18 protein-coding genes, 1 other RNA gene and 1 pseudogene are annotated in these 19,872 nt (G+C 57.8%); 9 read left to right on the top strand and 11 right to left on the bottom strand.

Annotated elements, in window-relative coordinates; all coding sequences use genetic code 11:
* The 4 genes from ACZ2IA_RS18675 (at position 1) to ACZ2IA_RS18660 (ending at position 4,615) form a co-directional block, all read left to right on the top strand.
* Positions 1 to 1,281, top strand: coding sequence for a glycosyltransferase (locus tag ACZ2IA_RS18675; RefSeq protein WP_470294103.1), 1,281 nt, complete (start codon positions 1 to 3; stop codon positions 1,279 to 1,281).
* A gap of 32 nt (positions 1,282 to 1,313) precedes the next feature.
* Positions 1,314 to 2,324, top strand: a complete 1,011-nt coding sequence (locus ACZ2IA_RS18670) for a hypothetical protein (RefSeq protein ID WP_470294102.1) — start codon at positions 1,314 to 1,316, stop codon at positions 2,322 to 2,324.
* Positions 2,325 to 2,391: 67 nt separating this feature from the next.
* Positions 2,392 to 3,492, top strand: a complete 1,101-nt coding sequence (locus ACZ2IA_RS18665; protein WP_470294101.1) for a glycosyltransferase — start codon at positions 2,392 to 2,394, stop codon at positions 3,490 to 3,492.
* Positions 3,485 to 4,615 carry a glycosyltransferase family 4 protein gene (locus ACZ2IA_RS18660; protein ID WP_470294100.1) on the top strand — a complete coding sequence of 377 codons (1,131 nt, stop codon included), beginning with the start codon at positions 3,485 to 3,487 and terminating at the stop codon, positions 4,613 to 4,615. The genes ACZ2IA_RS18665 and ACZ2IA_RS18660 overlap by 8 nt, the downstream gene beginning before the upstream one ends.
* Position 4,616: 1 nt before the next feature.
* On the opposite strand, the pseudogene ACZ2IA_RS18655 reads toward ACZ2IA_RS18660, so the two are convergent.
* The 6 genes and pseudogenes from ACZ2IA_RS18655 to mnmE all read right to left on the bottom strand — a co-directional run.
* Positions 4,617 to 5,582: pseudogene (locus ACZ2IA_RS18655) on the bottom strand (tRNA modification GTPase); the annotation flags it as partial.
* A gap of 104 nt (positions 5,583 to 5,686) precedes the next feature.
* The gene (locus ACZ2IA_RS18650; RefSeq protein ID WP_470294099.1) at positions 5,687 to 5,974 is read right to left on the bottom strand and encodes a type II toxin-antitoxin system RelE family toxin; all 288 of its coding nucleotides are present in this window, start codon (positions 5,972 to 5,974) and stop codon (positions 5,687 to 5,689) included.
* The gene (locus ACZ2IA_RS18645; RefSeq protein ID WP_470294098.1) at positions 5,964 to 6,209 is read right to left on the bottom strand and encodes a type II toxin-antitoxin system Phd/YefM family antitoxin; all 246 of its coding nucleotides are present in this window, start codon (positions 6,207 to 6,209) and stop codon (positions 5,964 to 5,966) included. Before ACZ2IA_RS18645 ends, ACZ2IA_RS18650 begins: the two co-directional genes overlap by 11 nt.
* A gap of 277 nt (positions 6,210 to 6,486) precedes the next feature.
* Entirely contained in the window at positions 6,487 to 6,801 is a 315-nt protein-coding gene (locus ACZ2IA_RS18640; protein ID WP_470294097.1) for a helix-turn-helix domain-containing protein, read from the bottom strand.
* Positions 6,798 to 7,049 (bottom strand): hypothetical protein, encoded by a 252-nt coding sequence (locus ACZ2IA_RS18635; RefSeq protein ID WP_470294096.1) that lies wholly within the window; start codon positions 7,047 to 7,049, stop codon positions 6,798 to 6,800. Before ACZ2IA_RS18635 ends, ACZ2IA_RS18640 begins: the two co-directional genes overlap by 4 nt.
* Before the next feature lie 234 nt (positions 7,050 to 7,283).
* Positions 7,284 to 8,636 (bottom strand): tRNA uridine-5-carboxymethylaminomethyl(34) synthesis GTPase MnmE, encoded by a 1,353-nt coding sequence (gene mnmE / locus ACZ2IA_RS18630; protein ID WP_470294095.1) that lies wholly within the window; start codon positions 8,634 to 8,636, stop codon positions 7,284 to 7,286.
* Positions 8,637 to 8,965: 329 nt separating this feature from the next.
* Here mnmE and ACZ2IA_RS18625 point away from each other — a divergent pair, with 329 nt between their 5' ends.
* Complete coding sequence (locus ACZ2IA_RS18625) at positions 8,966 to 10,558, top strand: Fic family protein (RefSeq protein ID WP_470294094.1); 1,593 nt, start codon at positions 8,966 to 8,968, stop codon at positions 10,556 to 10,558.
* 105 nt (positions 10,559 to 10,663) lie between these two features.
* Here ACZ2IA_RS18625 and yidC read toward each other — a convergent pair whose 3' ends face one another.
* From yidC to rpmH, 4 genes are read right to left on the bottom strand one after another with little or no spacing between them, the layout of a single operon-like run.
* Positions 10,664 to 12,307 (bottom strand): membrane protein insertase YidC, encoded by a 1,644-nt coding sequence (gene yidC / locus ACZ2IA_RS18620; RefSeq protein WP_470294093.1) that lies wholly within the window; start codon positions 12,305 to 12,307, stop codon positions 10,664 to 10,666.
* Positions 12,308 to 12,323: 16 nt separating this feature from the next.
* Positions 12,324 to 12,533 (bottom strand): membrane protein insertion efficiency factor YidD, encoded by a 210-nt coding sequence (gene yidD / locus ACZ2IA_RS18615; protein ID WP_470294092.1) that lies wholly within the window; start codon positions 12,531 to 12,533, stop codon positions 12,324 to 12,326.
* Complete coding sequence (gene rnpA, locus ACZ2IA_RS18610) at positions 12,509 to 12,871, bottom strand: ribonuclease P protein component (RefSeq protein WP_470294091.1); 363 nt, start codon at positions 12,869 to 12,871, stop codon at positions 12,509 to 12,511. The genes yidD and rnpA overlap by 25 nt, the downstream gene beginning before the upstream one ends.
* A 2-nt stretch (positions 12,872 to 12,873) precedes the next feature.
* Positions 12,874 to 13,008, bottom strand: a complete 135-nt coding sequence (gene rpmH, locus ACZ2IA_RS18605; RefSeq protein WP_004283944.1) for a 50S ribosomal protein L34 — start codon at positions 13,006 to 13,008, stop codon at positions 12,874 to 12,876.
* A gap of 324 nt (positions 13,009 to 13,332) precedes the next feature.
* Here rpmH and dnaA point away from each other — a divergent pair, with 324 nt between their 5' ends.
* Entirely contained in the window at positions 13,333 to 14,748 is a 1,416-nt protein-coding gene (dnaA, locus tag ACZ2IA_RS18600) for a chromosomal replication initiator protein DnaA (RefSeq protein ID WP_470294090.1), read from the top strand.
* Between the two features lie 36 nt (positions 14,749 to 14,784).
* Positions 14,785 to 15,888, top strand: coding sequence for a DNA polymerase III subunit beta (gene dnaN, locus ACZ2IA_RS18595; protein ID WP_470294089.1), 1,104 nt, complete (start codon positions 14,785 to 14,787; stop codon positions 15,886 to 15,888).
* Positions 15,889 to 15,922: 34 nt separating this feature from the next.
* On the opposite strand, the gene ACZ2IA_RS18590 is transcribed toward dnaN, so the two are convergent.
* A non-coding RNA gene (locus tag ACZ2IA_RS18590) (sX9 sRNA) lies at positions 15,923 to 15,999 on the bottom strand.
* A gap of 123 nt (positions 16,000 to 16,122) precedes the next feature.
* Between ACZ2IA_RS18590 and gyrB the strand changes: the two genes are divergently transcribed.
* Together gyrB and ACZ2IA_RS18580 are read left to right on the top strand one after the other, a co-directional pair.
* Entirely contained in the window at positions 16,123 to 18,513 is a 2,391-nt protein-coding gene (gene gyrB, locus ACZ2IA_RS18585; RefSeq protein WP_470294088.1) for a DNA topoisomerase (ATP-hydrolyzing) subunit B, read from the top strand.
* 494 nt (positions 18,514 to 19,007) lie between these two features.
* Positions 19,008 to 19,872, top strand: an 865-nt coding sequence (locus ACZ2IA_RS18580; RefSeq protein ID WP_470294087.1) for an AlbA family DNA-binding domain-containing protein, incomplete at its 3' end; no start/stop codon positions are given.

Here is a 19,872-nt window from a genome sequence, read left to right as displayed (position 1 = left end):
ATGAAGAAAATATTATTCGTTTACGGATCAATGCATCTTGGCGGCATTGAAACCTTTCTGATTCGCTTAGCCGCCAGCTTGAGAAAACGAAATATCAAAGCAACAGTTTTGCTGTTTAACAAAGCTGGGCACCCTGCCATTTTAAAGTCATTGTCCGAAGTTGCAGAAATTAAATATATTGACGAAATATTCAAATTCAAACCTTTTTATTTTGACGCTCTGACAGCAATAAATATATTCGCCCCCTTTTCAAAGAAGAAAACAAAAACCCTTCTTCAGGATATCGACCACATTCATTTTTTTGACAGCTTCTCCATGATGCTTTGCATGAGGATTTTAAAATTCACGTCAGCATCTGGAGTGAAAATATCGGGAGGACTGTACCATCAAAATGAATACTCTTATTGGAGAACAAAGGGCTGCTATTTTTTAAATTGCCTAAATAATTTTTTCAGCAAGACGCTCCCCGAGGAGAATTTTCTATTTTTCAATGAAAAGTCACGCGATAATTTACGACACCAATATAAGCGAAGCTTTTCCAAGTCCTCCCTTCTACCTGTCGGCGTTGACATCTCTGCATATGGCATGAGGGATTTATCAAAAATTGACAAACTTAAAATTGTATCGATTGGGCGGATTACTGATTTCAAAAAATATAACTTCCAATTTATAAGATCATTAGAGACACTCCATGAAAAAGGCCGTAAATTTAGCTACCATATTTATGGTGACGGCCCACTTCTAAGCGATCTTCGCAATGCAATCTCACGTAGTAAAGTTTCTACTTTTATCCATTCACATGGCGCAATAGATTATCCCGAATTTAAGAAAGTAGTATCAGATGCATTCCTATTTATTGGCAGCGGCACAGCATTAGTAGAAGCAGCTGCATGCGGCGTGCCTGCATTAATTGGCATTGAGTCAGAAGATAGCGAGCAAACTTATGGGTTTTTACACGATATAAAAGGGCTTTCCTATCATGAAAAGGGACTCCCTATTGAAAAAAGATCTTTTTCTTATTTTTGCGACTGGCTACAATCTGTTACAGATAAAAACTACACATCAATTTGCTATAAATCCTTAGAAAAGGCCGAGGATTTTTCTATTGACAAGTTATTAAATGGGCTAATTTGCATGGACAAAAAAGCGAAGAAGTTATTTTCACAAGATGTAGAAATCAATAGTGTTGCCTTTTTATTTAGCTTGGTAATTGACCGAATTTTTAATAAAAATAAACCCTCTGGATTTTGGCGACGCTATGATTTCGACAACGACTGCTAAAATAAGCCTCTCTATCGCATTGAGTAAAAATAATGACAAGTGAACTGCGTTACCACGATGGTTACGACACCAAGCCAATAGCTTTACCCCGCGCTCACCGTTTTCTAATAACCTCACTCTGTTTTACCTACGCACTTACTCTAGCCGCACTGCCGTTCATTTTTCAAGATAGGGACAACTATCTTATTTACGCAGAAACTTCGGGGACAATCCTGGCTAGATTTGCTGACTCAAGCATTCTTGGCATCCTATTCAATGAGCCAATTTGGCTCATCATTAACATAGTTCTGTCAATCTTTTTGGACCCAGAACTACAGGTAAGACTTATTGTAGGCGTCTCAGCTTTTTTGTTTTCTCTATCCTTTGTTCGGCAAGGAAAGGACTGGCCACAGGCATTATTTTTAATAATGCTGCTTTTTCTTCCACAAGTTCTAAAAAACTATGTCATACATCTGAGGCAAGGCTTAGCCATCTCTATTTTAACTTTTGGCTACTTTTCTAATTCACGCGCCATCAGAAGACTTATTTATATTACGCCTTTTATTCATTCATCAATGTTTTTTATTGTAGCCTTTCATGTACTGGACCAGATAACCGAGAATATTCTACCCAAGGGAAAATCCTTGCTTATGATATTTTTACCGATTTTATTCGGGTTAGTTCTGAACTATGGGCTTCACTTTATAGCAGCTAATGTTGGTGCACGGCAGGCTGCCGAGTATGATTTCACAGGCGCATCGGTTTCTGGCTTTGGCTTTATCTTCTGGCTTACATGGTTGATATTTGCACTATCTCAAGGTAACCTGCTTTTGAAAAAGTGGCCCCTACCTATAAGCCTACTACTATTTTATTTGACCACCTATTTTTCCGTTGATGTAACTGCAAGAATTTTTGAGTCTGCTCTACCATTGCTTCTCATTTCAACTCTGGACCTGCGTGGTGTGCGCAAGCTAATTTGCGCATCAATGCTAATTGTATATTCCATTATTCAATGGGCGATGATTATTCAGACTTATGGCAGCGCCTACCTTATGGTAGGTTAAGGTAACAATTTCATATTTTGCATATTTATCTTCAGAATTAGCATGAGAAGGCCCCCTTCAAATTAACATGAAAATTGCACTCATAATTACTGGCCTAGGGCTTGGTGGTGCCGAGAGGCAGGTAGTAGACTTAGTCGACCGCTTTGCTGATATGGGCCATAGCATTATGCTTATTGCCCTGACAGGAAAAGCCACCATAAGACCAATATCGTCAAAGGTACGTGTCGAATGCCTTGACATGCGAAAAAATCCGTGTAGCTTTATTGCGTCCGCAAAAAAAGCTCGAAATTTAATTAGAGAATTTTCCCCTGACGTAATCCACAGTCATATGGTGCATGCAAACATCTTTGCAAGATTATTGCGTATCACTACTGCCATCCCAAGATTGATTTGTACTGCACACAACACCAACGAAGGTAGCCGTATGCGTGTCAAGGCTTACCGATTGACAGATGCGTTCGCTGATCTCTCTACAAATGTGAGCCAAGAGGCCGTAAGGACTTTTGTAGAAAAAGGGGCAGTACCCGCAAATCGAATGATTGCAGTGCCGAACGGTATTGACACGTACCAATTTACTTTTGACGAGGAAAAGCGCAATCGCATTCGCGCAGAATTGGGATTAGCCGAAAATCAATTTTTGCTTTTAGCCGTTGGCCGATTACAGGCGGCAAAAGACTACCCTAACTTACTTACGGCATTTTCCATCATCACGCTGTCTTACCCAACGGCACGATTGGCAATCGTGGGCACTGGTGAGCTGTTGGATGATTTACAAGCCCTAGCCAAGAAACTGAATATTACTGAGCAGGTACGATTTCTCGGAGTCCGTCGCGATGTGCCCGCATTAATGAGTGCGGCAGATTTGTACGTAATGTCTTCCGCATGGGAAGGATTCCCGCTGGTAGTAGGCGAAGCGATGGCATGCGAACGGTTAGTCGTTTCGACAGATGCAGGTGGCATCAAAGAATGGCTCGGCGATGAAGAGTTTGTCGTTCCATCACGCGATGCTGAAGCGTTAGCGGAAGCAATTGGTCGCGCATTACGATTAAATTCAGCCGAACGTGCAGCCTATGGGAAATCAGGCCGCGCCAGAGTACGGCAGTATTACTCCCTGGACTCTGTAGCTGAACGCTGGCTGTGGATTTATCAGGGTCATTTCGATGCCTAGTCACAAAAAAGCTATTCTTCTGTGTTCCAATACTGCTTGGTCGATTTACAACTTCCGCCCAGGCCTTGTCAAACAACTATTGGCATTGGATTTTGAGGTTATAGCTCTTGCACCATTTGATGAATGCAGTGCCAAACTAGCAGACATGGGCTGTACTGTTGTCGACTTACCCATGTCGGCCAAAGGCATAAACCCAATTCAGGATTTGATGCTAGCCACACGCTTGACGAGACAATACCGCCAGATCAGGCCAGACTTTATTATCCATTACACCATAAAACCCAATATCTACGGTTCGATTGCCGCCAACTTGACCGGTATCCCATGCATCGCCGTCACAACCGGCCTTGGTTACACTTTTGTCAACGACAACTGGGTAGCTCGGGTAGCCCGTGATCTCTACAAATTTGCATTTCGGAGCCCAAAAGAAGTCTGGTTTCTTAATGAGGACGATCGCAAGAGCTTTCTCGACTATGGCTTATTAGCTAATGATAGAGCGGTGTTATTGCGCGGAGAGGGAATAAATACCAATCACTTTCAGCCTATGCCCAAGCCAATGGAAGACGGAAAGATGCGCTTTCTGTTGATTGCACGCATGCTATGGGACAAAGGTGTGGGTGAATTTGTAGACGCTGCTCGACAAATACGAAAACGCCACCCCAATGCTATATTTCAGCTTTTAGGTGCATGTGGCGTGCCCAACCCTAGCGTTATCAGCCGCGATAAAATAGCCGAATGGGAACGTGAAGACGTAGTGGAATATCTAGGTACCACATCCGATGTTCGTCCACTGATCGCTCAAGCTGATTGCTTGGTCCTGCCGTCTTATCGGGAAGGAGTACCACGCACGATGATGGAGGCAGCCGCAATGGGGAAGCCTCTGATTGTTACTGACGTACCGGGCTGCCGAGATGTCGCACAGCATGGGAAAACTGGTCTTTTATGCCCAGCAAAAGATGTTGCAGGATTGATTGCTAGCATCGAACAGATGTTGGCAATGGATGTGACACAACGACAAGCGATGGGATCTGCAGGGCGGCAATTCATGATTGACACCTTTGATGAGACCAAAATTATTGCTCAATATATGAGAACTTTGCAGCAATATGGGATAGTTAGCTAAATCACTTCCCAATACAAAACCGTGAAAAAATCACCCCCAACAAATCATCGGGGGTGAATTCCCCGGTAATGCGGCTGAGCGCATCCTGCGCCAGCCGCAGCGCCTCGGCCATCAGTTCGCTCTGTTCATAGACGATCTCTGCTTCGGCCAACCTTTGCTGGCCTTCGCGCAGTGCTTCCAGATGACGTTCGCGGGCCAAGAATAGGCCTTCTTCGGCGCCGTGCCAGCCGACCTGGGCCAGCAGTTGCTGGCGCAGCAGTTCGACCCCTTCGCCGCTCTTGGCCGACAGGCGCACGCTGGCGTGGCCGTCTTCGTGGCTCAGGCCGGCGGCTTCGCCGGTGAGGTCGATCTTGTTGTAGACGAATAGGCGCGGCAGGCGGGTGGGGAGCTGGGCGATCAGCGTCTGCATCTCGAAGGTTAAGCCGTCGCGCTGGTCGATCAGCACCAGCGCGAGGTCGGCCTTTTCGACTGCGGCCCAAGTGCGTTCGATGCCGACCTTCTCGACCACGTCGTCGGTATCGCGCAGACCGGCGGTGTCGATGATGTGCAGCGGCACGCCATCGATGACGATTTCCTCGCGCACGGTGTCGCGGGTGGTGCCGGCGATGTCGGTGACGATGGCGATGTCGTCGCCGGCCAGCGCGTTCATCAGGCTGGACTTGCCGACGTTGGGCGGGCCGACCAGTACGACGTGCATGCCCTCGCGCAGCAGGGCCCCCTGGCGGGCGGTGCCGAGCACCTTGGCGACCTGGGCCTGCAGGCCGGCGAGCTTGCCGCGGGCGTTGGCGGCCTCGAGGAAGTCGATGTCTTCCTCGGGGAAGTCGAGGGTGGCTTCGACCAGCATGCGCAGGTTAATCAGCTCGTCGACCAACACGTGGATCTCGTGCGAGAACGCGCCCTTCAGCGATTTAAGCGCGCTCTTGGCGGCGTCTCGCATCGGTAAGCCGTAGAAATCGATAAGCCTGTCAAAGCCTCATATCGGTTGAAGCAAATGCCAGTGACAGAAAAAGCATAACGACGAGCCGGGCAGCACGATAAAGCCGTGATGCCGGCACAAGGGAAGGCAGGGGTTCAATCCAGACGGTGCTTGGCTTTTTCGTAGACATCGCTTTTGTCGCGCTTGCCGACGGAGACGACCACAATAATGATCTGACCATCATCCACTTCGTAGACCAGCCGGTAACCAAGTTGCCGGAGCTTGATCTTGTAGCAGTCTGGCATGTTGTGCAGCCTGGCTGACGGCACGCGGGGGTTCTGAGCCCTTTCTTTCAGTTTCTTGGCGAACTGCAGGCGGACGGTGGCATCCAGCTTGCGCCACTCTCTTTCGGCCTCTTCCCGGAAAACGATCTCATAACTCATCCAGGTCGACCTTGACGGTAGGCTGGTTGCGCCGTTCGATGACCAGTTTCGCGTCTTCCAGGTCCTCAAGGTAATCCATCAATCGCTCGTACTGTTTTGCCGACATCAGGTACGCTTCGGGCCGGTTGTGGTTGAGCACGGCTACCGGTGCGTCTCCGGCTTCACGGAGAACGCCGGCAAAGTTACGCTTGAGTTCGGTGACGCTGACCGCCACGTTTGCGAGTACCAAGTCCATATCTCATCGCTCCTGAGCTGCTGAATTTGATGTCAAATTCAGTGTTGAATATAACATTCATTCAATCGTTGACCAAGCCGCAAGGTTGGATGAACGGCCGGCCGTCCCTGCCTCGTGGGCCGTATTGGCAAACTCGCACAGCCGTTCCAGCCGCAAGGCGAGGCTATCGGCCTTGGGGGCTGACGGGTGGTCTTGCCGGCTGTCCGGGCATGGGGGTCGGGCCGCTTTCGCAGCCGTCACTCGGCGGCGACGGATGGGCCTTGCAACTGCGGTGCAATCACAGCGACTTGATGCGCTCGATCGTGTCCGGGTACTGCTTGACCATCTGAATCAGTAGCGCGGCTTGGGCATTGGGGTGGGAGCGGCCTTGCTCCCAGTTTTCCAACGTGCGGGGGTTGGTGCGCAGGTAGCGCGCAAACACCGCACGTGACACGTTCAGCCGCTCGCGCAGGGCCAGCAGGTCATGGGGGGTGACTTGTGGGGCGGGTGGGGTGTCGTCCAGCGCGTGGCTGCGCAGCGTCAGCTTGCCGCGCCGGCTTTGCTCCAGGGCGTCGAAGCCCTCGGCCAATTCTGCAAACAGGTTGCGCTTCATGGTTCACTCCTTGCGGCAAGCTCACGCTTCAGCATGGCGTTCAGGGCTTGGCGCTCTTGCGCGGTTAGATCGCTCATTTCGTCCTTGTCGTAGAGGGTGAACAGCCAGAACTGGCCGCCGCCGTCCCACCAGTAGTAAATCACCCGCAGCCCGCTGCGTTTGCCTTTGCCACGTCGTTTGTCGGCGTGGCGGACCTTGCGCAAGCCGCCTGTGCCCTCGATCACATTCCCTGCTTCGGGGTTTGCCATGAGCGCGGCCTGCAGTGCGCGGAAGCCTTCGTCGTCCAGATAGTCCGGACGGTAGCGGGCGAAGGCCGGGAGTTCTACGAATAGGGCTTTCGTGCCAAAACTATACGTTATCTACGTATGAATAGAAACAGGCCTTGCCCGTTGCTGGCGTGAGATGGCTGATGCGTTGCACATTTGCCCGTCAGACCGGTGCAAGAACACCGGCCGCGCCGGCGAACGTCTGCGGAAGTGAAATCATTTCCCGATACAGAACCTCGAAAAAATCACCCCCAACAAATCATCAGGGGTGAATTCCCCGGTGATGCGGCTGAGCGCGTCCTGCGCCAGCCGCAGCGCCTCGGCCATCAGTTCGCTCTGCTCGTAGACGATCTCGGCTTCGGCCAACCTTTGCTGGCCTTCGCGCAGTGCTTCCAGATGGCGTTCGCGGGCCAGGAACAGGCCTTCTTCGGCACCGTGCCAGCCGACTTGGGCCAGCAGCTGCTGGCGCAGTAGCTCGACCCCCTCCCCGCTCTTGGCCGACAGCCGGACGCTGGCGTGGCCATGTTCCTGGCTGAGGCCGGCGGCTTCGCCGGTCAGGTCGATCTTGTTGTAGACGAACAGGCGCGGCAGGCGGGTGGGGAGCTGGGCTATCAGCGTCTGCATTTCGGCGGTCAGACCGTTGCGCTGGTCGATCAGCACCAGCGCCAGGTCGGCCTTCTCTACCGCTGCCCAGGTGCGTTCGATGCCGATCTTCTCGACTACGTCGTCGGTGTCGCGCAGGCCGGCGGTGTCGATGATGTGCAGCGGCACGCCATCGATGACGATTTCCTCGCGCACGGTGTCGCGGGTGGTGCCGGCGATGTCGGTGACGATGGCGATGTCGTCGCCGGCCAGCGCGTTCATCAGGCTGGACTTGCCGACGTTGGGCGGGCCGACCAGTACGACGTGCATGCCCTCGCGCAGCAGGGCCCCCTGGCGGGCGGTGCCGAGCACCTTGGCGACCTGGGCCTGCAGGCCGGCGAGCTTGCCGCGGGCGTTGGCGGCCTCGAGGAAGTCGATGTCTTCCTCGGGGAAGTCGAGGGTGGCTTCGACCAGCATGCGCAGGTTAATCAGCTCGTCGACCAACACATGAATCTCGTGCGAGAACGCGCCCTTCAGCGATTTGAGCGCGCTCTTGGCGGCAGTTTCGCTGCTGGCGTCGATCAGGTCGGCGACGCTCTCGGCCTGGGCGAGGTCGAGCTTGTCGTTGAGGAAGGCGCGCTTGGTGAATTCACCCGGTTCTGCCAGGCGGGCGCCGAGCTCGACACAGCGCGCCAGCAGCATCTTCATCACCACCGGGCCGCCGTGACCCTGCAGCTCGATCACGTCCTCGCCGGTGAAACTGTTCGGCCCCGGGAAGTACAGCAAGAGGCCGTTGTCGATCGCACTGCCGTCGGCGGCGTAGAAATCGCTGTAGGTGGTGTAGCGCGGCTTCGGGGTCTTGCCACCGCTGATCGTCTGGGCGAGGGGCAGCAGGTTGGTGCCCGAGACGCGGATCACGCCGACGCCGCCGCGCCCCGGGGCGGTGGCGATGGCGGCGATGGTGACGGGGCTGTAGGCGAGCGACATGGTGGTTTCCTGCGGTAATACGGTCAAGGTTGGCCGAACCGGTCTCGGCCCCCCCTCTGTGACCGCCTGCCGTTGGTCGTATGCGTGGCGGCGCGCCGTGTCGGCGGGGTGTCGTCGGGATGCGGGATAAAACCGCTTCGGCCAACCCTCTCCGAGGGATTCTCAAAATATCCGGCGGGTCGATCCGGACTGGCTGCGACTCTACCCGATTCGGGCGCCGGGCGAAAAGCCGTGGCGCCGGGGTGCCTGCCAGTATGCGCTATGAGGTGGCAGTGGCACACGAGGGGCGCACCGGGTCATGAACGAGGCTCATTGGCTGCGAAGCCCTGTTGTATAATCGTTTTTTGATAAACGCGGCGTTTTGTAATCCATTTTTCAGGGCGGTAATCAAAATCATGGAGCACATTGGGTACCAGTGGTTAGTGCACGAATTTGACGTGCACCCCGTCCAGGACTTTGCCGTACAGACTCGGATCGGGCGAACTCGGTCGACCAAGACGGATGGAGATCATCGGTTTGAAACTTATACGGAAAGCTATCGTCCCGGCGCAACCTTCCGTGAGCATCTGACCTTCGCTTTTCGGTATCAAGGGGTGCATCTGGAGTTCTTGGCTCGGCTGTACCGGTTGCCGGAAGCCAAAGCCGCCCTTGAACAGTGGATCGCCTGCGAGCCAACCGGGTCGTATGCGCGTCGTGCCTGTTTCCTCTATGAGTGGTTGATGCCGACTCGGCTAGATGTGCCGGGCGTTACCCAAGGCAACTATACGGATGCGCTGGACCCGGATGAGTTCGTCGTGGGCGCCTCTGTCAGAAATCAGCGCTGGCGCGTGAATGACAATCTGCCGGGCAGCCGTGATTTCTGCCCGATTATCCGCCGTGTCAGCGACGTGAGGGCGGCAGAGCAGTACGACATGACGGCCAAGCTGGCGGAACTCGAATCTGCCTTCGGCGTTGATCTGATCATGCGCAGCACCGTCTGGCTGACGGTGAAGGAGAGCCGAGCCAGCTTCCTGATCGAGCATGAGCAGGACAAGGAGGATCGTATCCGCCGTTTTGCCGCCGTGATGGAAAGTGAGTGCGGCAAGCATGGCAATCCCTTTACCCCGGAGACGTTGGCCGCCCTGCAAAGTGGCATTCTCGGGGACGCGGCGCTGCGCTATGGTCTGCGCCAGTCGCCGGTCTACGTGGGGCACTCGGAACGCTACCAGCCGGTGGTGGACTACATCGCGCCGCATTGGAGCAACACAGGGTCGTTGCTCTCGGGACTGTCCCGTTTTCTGGATCGGACGCAGGGGAGCTCACCTATCGTGCGGGCGGCGACGGCTTCATTCGGTTTCGTCTACGTACACCCGATGGCTGACGGAAACGGCCGCATCTCGCGTTTCCTGATTAACGACGTGCTGCGCCGGGATGGCGCCGTGCCGGCCCCGATCATCCTCCCGGTGTCGGCGACGATCACCAACAGCACGCATAACCGCGCAGCGTACGATCAGGTTCTCGAACGCTTCTCCCGGCCCTTGCTGCGACATTACGCCGACCAATACCACTTTGGCGACGCCGTCGTTGCCGACGATGGTGTCGAGTACAACCTCCACTTCAGCGGCTACGCTGATGCCCTGCCGGCCTGGTGCTACCCAGACCTCACCCCTCACGTGATCTATATGGCGGGGGTGATTGACGCCACCTTGACTCGTGAAATGCGGGCAGAGGCGAGGTTCCTGCAAGCCAATGACAATGCCAGGGAGGCTATCAAGCGTTTCCTGGAGGCCCCTGACAACGAGCTTGACGGAATTATCCGTAGCATCCGGCAGAATAGGAACAGCATTTCGAACCAACTACGAAAGCGTTACCCGCTGCTGGTTGAAAAGCCCGCGCTGGGCGAGCGAATCGTGCAAGCCGTTGTGACCGCATTCAGCGAATAAGACAGTGATGGAAGCGAATCAAGTGAGTGTACGCGCCGCGTCTGGCGCCAGTATGGAAAAAGCCCGACCGCTTGGGTCGGGCTTCTGGCCTCAGAGGCATTAGGTTCAGCTTTGCAGCTTGGCTTTGTTGGCCTTCTCGATCTGGCGGTTGATGTGCCACTGCTGCGCGATCGACAACAGGTTGTTGATGAAGTAGTACAGCACCAGGCCGGCCGGGAAGAAGAAGAACATCGCCGAGAACGCGATCGGCATGATCTTCATCATCTTCGCCTGCATCGGGTCGGCCGGCGGCGGGTTGAGGAAGGTCTGCGCGAACATGGTAATCGCCATCAGCACCGGCAGCACGAAGAACGGGTCCGGGCGCGACAGGTCGTGAATCCACAGCACCCACGGCGCCTGGCGCAGCTCGACCGACGCGAGCAGCGACCAGTACAGGCCGATGAACACCGGGATCTGGATCAGGATCGGCAGGCAGCCGCCGAGCGGGTTGATCTTCTCGGTCTTGTACATCTCCATCATCGCCTGCTGCAGCTTCATCCGGTCGTCGCCGTGCTGCTCCTTCAGGCGTTCCAGACGCGGCGCCAGCGCCTTCATCTTGCCCATCGAGCGGTATGACGCGGCGGTCAGCGGGTAGAACACCGCCTTGACGATGATGGTCAACAGCACGATCGACCAGCCCCAGTTCAGCACCAGCGCCTGCAGTTTGGTCAACAGCCAGAACAGCGGCGCGGCGAAGATGTGCACCATGCCGTAGTCCTTGACGCGCTCGAAGCCGTCGGCGGTGGCGACCAGGGTGTTGTAGTCTTCCGGACCGGCGTACAGCGGCACGGTGATCGACTCGGACGCGCCCGGCGCCAGCGTCGGCAGGTTCACCAGCGCGGCGGCCGAGAACAGGCCGTTGCCGCTGGCCTTCAGGTCGAACTGGCAGGCCTGCGCGTTCGCGCACACGCCCTTGCCATCGAGCGGGCTCAGGACCCACGCCGACACGAAGTAGTGCTGGACCATCGCCACCCAGCCGTTGTCGGCGTTCTTGACGTAGTCGCCCTTGCCCTTGGCCAGGTCGCCGAACGCCACCTTCTGGAACTTGCCGTCGGCGGTGTACACGGCCGGGCCGGTGTAGGTGGTCGCGAAGCGGCTCTCGCCTTCCGGCGCCTTGTCGTCGCGCAGCAGGCGGAAGTAGGCGGTCGGCGCCAGCGGCGCGGTGCCGGTGTTGGTGATGTCGTAGCGCACGCCGATCTGGTACGAGCCCTTCTTGAAGGTGTACACCTTGCTGACCTTGACGCCGTTGGCTTCCGGCGCGGTCAGTTTCACCTCGACCGTATCGCCGCTGAGCGTGTACTCGGTCTTGTCGGCGCTGAACACGGTCTTATGCGTCGGCAGCGCCGGGTTGCTGGCGGCGATCAGGCCGGTCTGCGCCACGTAGACGCGGCCGCCCTTGTCGGTCAGCAGTTCGAACGGCTTGCTGACATCTTCGGCGGCGTCGTGCTTGAGCAGGTCGAGGCCACGCAGGTCGCCTCCGACGGTGTCGATCTGCGCCTTCAGCACGTCGGTGGTGACGGTGATGCGCTGACCCGAGGTCAACTTGGCGGCCTCGGTGGCCGGCGCGGCAGGCGCGGCGCCCGGCGCGGCCGGCGCGTTGGCGGCGGTCACCGCCGGCTTGGGCGGCGTCTTAGGCGCAAAAAATTCCTGATACCCGAGCAGAATGCCCATGGACAGGACGATGAAAGCTATTAGTCGCTTGGAATCCATCTTCGTACGATTCTCGTCAGGGAACGGGGTCATAGCCGCTGCCGCCCCAGGGGTGGCAGCGCGCCAGGCGCCTCGCCGCCAGATAGCCGCCCTTGATCACGCCGTGCTTGCCCAGCGCCTCGACCGCGTACGCGGAACAGGTCGGCTGGAAGCGACAGCGCGGCGCCAGCCAGGGACTTATCGCCAGCTGGTAGAAGCGGATCAGGAGGATGAGGAGGCGCGACATCGGGCCAGTTTAGCAAAGAGTGCGTCTAATGCCGTCATGGCCTCGGCGCGATTATCGCGCGTGTAGGCCAGTTTGGCGCGTACCACGAAGTCGATGCCGGCAAAGTCGTGCTGGTGAAGGCGGAACCACTCTCGCACGGTGCGCTTGATGTAGTTGCGCCGATTCGCCCGCTTGGCGACCTTCTTGCCGACCACCAGGCCCAGCCGGGCATGGTCGAGGTCGTTCGGCCGGGCGTAAACCTGGAAGTAGCCGTTGCTGCGCGACTGCCGCAAACGAAAAACGGATGAGAACTCATCCGTTTTAAGAAGCCGGTAGGCGCGGCGAAAGCGGTAAGCCAAGCTTACACGGCCAGACGCTTGCGGCCCTTGGCGCGGCGAGCAGCCAGGACGGCGCGGCCACCACGGGTCTTGGAGCGGACGAGGAAGCCGTGGGTGCGCTTGCGACGGGTAACGGACGGCTGGTAAGTGCGTTTCATGTTCTGATTCCTAAAGGGAACGGGAATAAACCCGTGATTACACAGGCAAAGTTCCCCATTGTCAATCGCTGATTTTTTCCGCGCCTGTGGATAACTTTGCCAAAAACCGATAGAATGCTAACACTTATTGCACCGCCTTCGCTGCAAGATCTGTTCGACCCGGCCAAATGCCGTGTTGGCGGACTGCGGCGGCGGTGTCACCTGCCTTGATGAATACCGCAGGCGCGGGGGCCGGCCACTGGCCAGACCCGGCGCGCGACCCACTGCCGCGACCCGTTGCCACACCGGCACGAGCGCGACCACGTGAATTTTAGATCTGGTGTCATGGACTGTAACCAATTCTGGCCGGCGTGCCTGACGCGGCTTGAGGACGAGCTGTCCTCGCAGCAATTCAATACCTGGATCAGGCCGATATCGGCCGAAGCCTCGGACGAAGGCATCGTGCTGCTCGCACCGAACCGCTTCATCCTGCAGTTCATCAAGGACCGTTTCCTCGCCCGCATCGAAGAACTGGCGGTCGAGCTGATCGGCGAAGTGGGCATCGAGCTGAAGGTCGGCAAAGGCCGGGTGCCGCCGGTGGCGAGCGCGCCGAGCGCGTCGGCCAACCCCAAGCCCGCCGCGGGCAGCAGCGCGCCGAGTGCCGCGCCGAGCAGCGCCGCCACCGCCTCGCCGGCCAAGCAGGCGGCGGTGAAGGCGATCGGCGGCGGCGGCCACGAGAGCACCCGGCTGAACCCGGCGTTCACCTTCGACACGCTGGTGACCGGTAAGGGCAACCAGCTGGCGCGCGCCGCTGCGCTGCAGATCGCCGAGAACCCGGGCGACGCGGCGTACAACCCGCTGTTCGTGTACGGCGGCGTCGGCCTCGGTAAGACCCACTTGATCCAGGCGATCGGCAACCACGTCTACCTGAAGAACCCGGCGGCGAAGATCCGCTACATCCACGCCGAACGCTACGTCGCCGACATCATGCGCGCCTATCAGCACAAGGCGTTCGACGAGTTCAAGCGCTACTACCACTCGCTCGACCTGTTGCTAATCGACGACATCCAGTTCTTCGCCGGCAAGAACCGCACGATGGAAGAGTTCTTCTACGCCTTCAACGCGCTGATCGAGGGCGGCAAGCAGGTGATCATGACCTGCGACACCTACCCGAAGCAGATCGAGGGCATGGACGAGCGGCTGATCTCGCGCTTCTCGTGGGGGCTGACGGTGGAGATCCAGCCGCCGGAGCTGGAAATGCGCGTGGCGATCCTGATGAAGAAGGCCGAGGCCGACAACCTGAAGCTCGACCACAACGTGGCGTTCTTCATCGCCCAGAACGTGCGCTCGAACGTGCGCGAGCTGGAAGGCGCGTTGAAACGCGCGGTGGCGTACTCGCGCTTCTCCAACCTGCCGATCACGCTGGAATTGGTCAAGGAAGCGCTGAAGGACATCCTCGCCGCCGGCAACCGCCAGGTCACCGTCGACGCGATCCAGAAGACGGTCGCCGACTACTACAAGATCAAGCTGTCGGACATGCACAGCAAGAAGCGGTCGCGCGACATCGCCCGGCCGCGCCAGATCGCGATGGCGCTGGCCAAAGAACTGACCCAGCTGTCGCTGCCGAACATCGGCGGCGCCTTCGGCGGGCGCGACCACACCACGGTGCTGCACGCCTGCAAGACCATCGCCGAGATGCGCCAGAATGACGGCGACATCGCGCACGATTACGATACGCTGCTAGCCATGCTGCGTAACTGATAACCAGACCAACGATTCATCACGGGAGCCCCGAGCATGCTGATCCTGCAAGCCGAACGCGACGCCCTGCTCAAACCGCTGCAGGCCGTTACCGGCATTGTCGAACGCCGTCACACGCTGCCGATTCTGTCCAACGTCCTGATCGAGAAGAAGGCCGGCCAGGTCAGCCTGCTGGCGACCGACCTGGAAATCCAGATCACCACCGCCAACACCGAAGAGCTGGCCGGCGAAGACTTCCGCCTGACCACCTCGGCGAAGAAGCTGCAGGACATCCTGCGCGCGGTGCCGGCCGGCCCGATCACGCTCGACCAGCAGGACGGCCGCCTGACGCTGAAGGCCGGCAAGAGCCGCTTCAACCTGCAGACGCTGCCGGCGGACGACTTCCCGCTGCTGTCGGTCAGCGGCACCGCCGAGGCGTCGTTCCAGCTGCCGCAGCGCGAGCTGAAGAAGCTGCTGGCGCAGGTGCAGTTCGGCATGGCGGTGCAGGACATCCGCTATTACCTGAACGGCCTGCTGCTGCAGACCGACGGTAACCAGGTGCGCCTGGTCGCGACCGACGGCCACCGCCTGGCGTTCTCGGCGACCACCTTGGCCGAATCGTTACCGAAGGCCGAGGTGATCCTGCCGCGCAAGACCATCCTCGAGCTGTATAAGCTGCTGCAGGACAGCGACGAGCCGATCAACATCGAGCTGCTGTCCAACCAGGTGCGCTTCAGCTTCGGCAGCACCGTGATCATCAGCAAGGTGGTCGACGGCAAGTTCCCCGACTACAACCGGGTGATCCCGCTCGACAACGACAAGCTGTTCCTGATCGGCCGCCTCGAGTTCCTGCACGCGCTGCAGCGCGCGGCGATCCTGGCGAACGAGAAATTCCGCGGCGTGCGCCTGGTGCTGAAGGCCGGCAGCCTGTCGATCCTGTGCACCAACAGCGAGCAGGAAGAAGCCGAGGAAGAACTGGAAATCGGCTATGACGGCGGCAGCCTGGAGATTGGCTTCAACATCAACTACCTGCTCGACGTACTGACCAACCTGCCGACCGAGACGCTGCAACTGGCGTTCGGCGACGGCAACCGCTCGGCGCTGGTGACGATTCCGGACAACCCGGACTTCAAGTACATCGTGATGCCGATGCGCATCTAAGGCGCGGGTGTTCGGCCAACGTTGGCCGAAAGGGAGCCGCGAAAAACCATCGCGAGCAGCGCGCAGGCGAGGCGGACGGAGCGCAGAAACCGGAGTGGACTCGATGTCCATGAGGATTTCGAGCACCGCCCAACGAAGCATCCGCGCTGCGCAGCAGGTTTTTAGGGGTTCCCAACAGCGACGACGGGCGGCGGTATCCGCCCCCACCGAAGTTAAGCAACAAAGAGACGTGTTATGAGTGAACAGGAATACGGCGCGGACAGTATCAAGGTCCTGAAGGGTCTGGATGCCGTCCGTAAGCGCCCCGGCATGTACATTGGCGATACCTCCGACGGCACCGGCTTGCACCACATGGTGTTCGAAGTGCTGGACAACGCCATCGACGAGGCGCTGGCCGGCCACGCTGACACCATCCGCGTCATCATCCACCCGGACAACTCGATCTCGGTCGAGGACAACGGCCGCGGCATCCCGACCGACATCCACCCGGAAGAAGGCCGCTCGGCCGCCGAGGTGATCATGACGATCCTGCACGCCGGCGGTAAGTTCGACAGCAACAGCTACAAGATCTCCGGCGGCCTGCACGGCGTCGGCGTGTCGGTAGTGAACGCGCTGTCCGACTGGCTGAAGCTGAAGGTCTGGCGCGACGGCAAGGTGCACGAGATGGAGTTCCGCCGCGGCGACGCGGTCGCCCCGCTGACCGTCACCGGCCACACCACCCACCGCGGCACCGAGGTGCACTTCCGCGCCAGCGAAGAAACCTTCGGCCTGGTCGAGTACCACTTCGACATCCTCGCCAAGCGGATCCGCGAGCTGTCCTTCCTGAACCAGGGCGTGGCGATCACCCTGATCGACAAGCGCACCGGCAAGGAAGAGAGCTTCGCCTTCTCCGGCGGCGTCGCCGGCTTCGTCGAGTACATGAACCGCAACAAGTCGGTGCTGCACCCGAAGGTGTTCTACGCGCTCGGCGAGAAGGACAGCATGATCGTCGAGGTGGCGATGCAGTGGAACGACTCGTATCAAGAGTCCGTCCAGTGCTTCACCAACAACATCCCGCAGCGTGACGGCGGCGCCCACCTGACCGCGCTGCGCCAGGTGATGACCCGCACGCTGAACCAGTACATCGAGCAGTCCGAAGTGGCCAAGAAGGCCAAGGTCGAGACCGGCGGCGACGACATGCGCGAAGGCCTGACCTGCGTGCTGTCGGTGAAGCTGCCCGACCCGAAGTTCAGCAGCCAGACCAAGGACAAGCTGGTCTCGAGCGAAATCAGCCCGGTGGTCAACGAAATCGTTGGCGACGCGCTGAAGGACTTCCTGCTGGAAAACCCCGCCGACGCCAAGATCATCGTCGGCAAGATCGTCGAAGCCGCCCGCGCCCGCGAAGCGGCGCGCAAGGCGCGCGAGATCACCCGCCGCAAGGGCGTGATGGACGGCCTGGGCCTGCCGGGCAAGCTGGCCGACTGCCAGGAAAAAGACCCGTCCAAGTCTGAAATCTACCTGGTCGAGGGTGACTCCGCCGGCGGTTCGGCCAAGCAGGGCCGCGACCGCAAGTTCCAGGCGATCCTGCCGCTGAAGGGCAAGATCCTCAACGTCGAGCGCGCCCGCTTCGACAAGCTGATCGGCAGCCAGGAAATCGCCACGCTGATCACCGCACTCGGCTGCGGCATCGGCCAGGACGAGTACAACCCGGACAAGCTGCGCTACCACCGCATCATCATCATGACCGACGCCGACGTCGACGGCGCGCACATCCGCACCCTGCTGCTGACCTTCTTCTACCGGCAGATGCCGGAGCTGGTCGAGCGCGGCCACATCTACATCGCCCAGCCGCCGCTCTACAAGGCCAAGCTCGGCAAGCAGGAGCGCTATCTGAAGGACGACTTCGAGCTCGACCAGTACCTGCTGCAGCTGGCGCTGGAAAAGGCCGAGCTGCGCCCTTCGGCCAACGTCGAGCCGCTGTCGAACGAGGCGCTCGGCACCATCGCCCGCCAGTTCCTGCAGGCGCGCGCGGTGATCGAGCGCGAGTCGCGCGTGGTCGACCCGCTGGTGCTGCAGGCGATGCTGAAGACCCCGCGCCTGTCGCTGGCCACCCCGCAGGAAGGCCGCGCCACGCTCGAAGCGCTGCTGCCGCACGTGCCGGCCGACGAGATCGTGCTGGAGCTGGTACGCGACGAGAAGAACGACGCCGAGTACATCAAGATCACCCGCAAGCTGCACGGCAACGTGCTGGTGACCTGGTTCGACCAGGACTTCCTGGAAGGCGGCGACTACGACACGCTGGCCAAGACCGCCGACATGCTGATCGGCCTGCTCGGCGACGGCGCCGAAGTGCGCCGCGGTGAGACGGTCAAGCCGATCGCCGAATTCGGCGAAGCGCTCGACTGGCTGTTGGCCGAAACCAAGCGCGGCATGGGCATCCAGCGCTACAAGGGCCTGGGCGAGATGAACCCGGAGCAGCTGTGGGAAACCACCATGGACCCGACCGTGCGCCGCCTGCTGAAGGTGAAGATCGAGGACGCGATGGGCGCCGACGACGTGTTCACCACGCTGATGGGCGACAACGTCGAACCGCGCCGCGCGTTCATCGAGAGCAATGCGTTGATTGCGCGGAATATTGATGTGTAAATTTGTAGGATCCCATGAATATCTAGATTTTTCCCACTTTTCTAGATTTTTGGGATTCTGCTCACTGCACTCAGGTTAGCAAATGGCCTCCAGTTTTGGAGGCCATTTTTCATTTCCTGGTAATCGATGGGACTTGGATCCAGAGTGTAGCGAGTCCGCTTGTCGACCAGCCCGATCATACGACCAGCGGCGAACGAGTGATAGGTGTCCGGCAGTCAACAGCCCTTAAGGGACTCCAACACGGTGGCTCTTGATGATTTGAACCGCTGATCTGCGATGACGACGCTGACTACAGACGGATCATGAACGACGGCGTAAGCGAGACTAGTGGCTGGTACATGCGCCCCCAAACTTTACATATCAGGCATGCTCATTCTATGACGTTTGTGTTCACATATTACGATCACGGCTAAAAACTGATACATTTATCCCCACTTCATGCACCGCTCCATCATTGTCAAGTTGGGGGCGGCAAGACAAAAAGGCTGAGACACATGAGCATTATTGTGAAGATCGGGGACGAAGAGATTCTCGACCTCTGCGAACGCGGCGAGAACGACTATTTCGATCGAAAGTCCGCCAGGATGAAACCAAGCCAAGTTCAAGACGCGGCTGTGGGGTTCGCAAATGCCGAAGGAGGAACTCTAGTTATTGGTATTGAAGACATTGCAAAAGAGCCAAATCCACTCAAGCGTTGGGCCGGAAAAAACTCCATCGAGGACTACAACGGCTTCATTCAGTCCCTTGCTTCACTCAACCCAGGCATTGACTTCAGTCATCGATTTCTCTTTCGCGATGGTACTTTGACGCGCGACTACGTCCTCGAACTTGTCATTAGAAAGAGTCTGAAAGTTCACGAGACGGCATCTGGTGATGTACTTATCCGCAAAGGTGCTTCGAACATAAAACTCCCAGCCGCCAAAGTGCAAGAGTTAATGCGTGCAAAGGGGATAGTTTCTGAGGAGGACACCCTCCTCGCCGAGGTTACGCCTGACCCCATAATCGACGGAGTGCTGCTGAACAGATTCCTTGCTTCGCTCAGCATCACCAACAAAGACCCATTGGCTTTCTCATTGCAGGAGCGACTAATTGATGCGAAGAGCTATGCGCCGACCGTCGCGGCTGCACTGTTATTCGCCGAGAACCCGAGTGCTGTGGTGCCGCGGCAGTGTGCAGTCAAGATCGTGCGCTACGACTCCTCCCATGAGGAAATCGAGAGGGATAATCTCACCGAGGATCGGCATACCATAGAGGGCCCACTGAAGCAACAAATTGAACTTGCGTGTTGGCGCTCACTGAATTTTGACCAGCCGTGCTCGTTGAATTTTGACCAGGCATGGAGGCCGCCCGCGCAGCGGC

This window comes from Crenobacter sp. CS_VA4, from assembly GCF_055597485.1.
The sequence above is the reverse complement of the archived record's forward strand: the minus strand, read 5'-3'. Positions and strand labels throughout refer to the sequence as shown.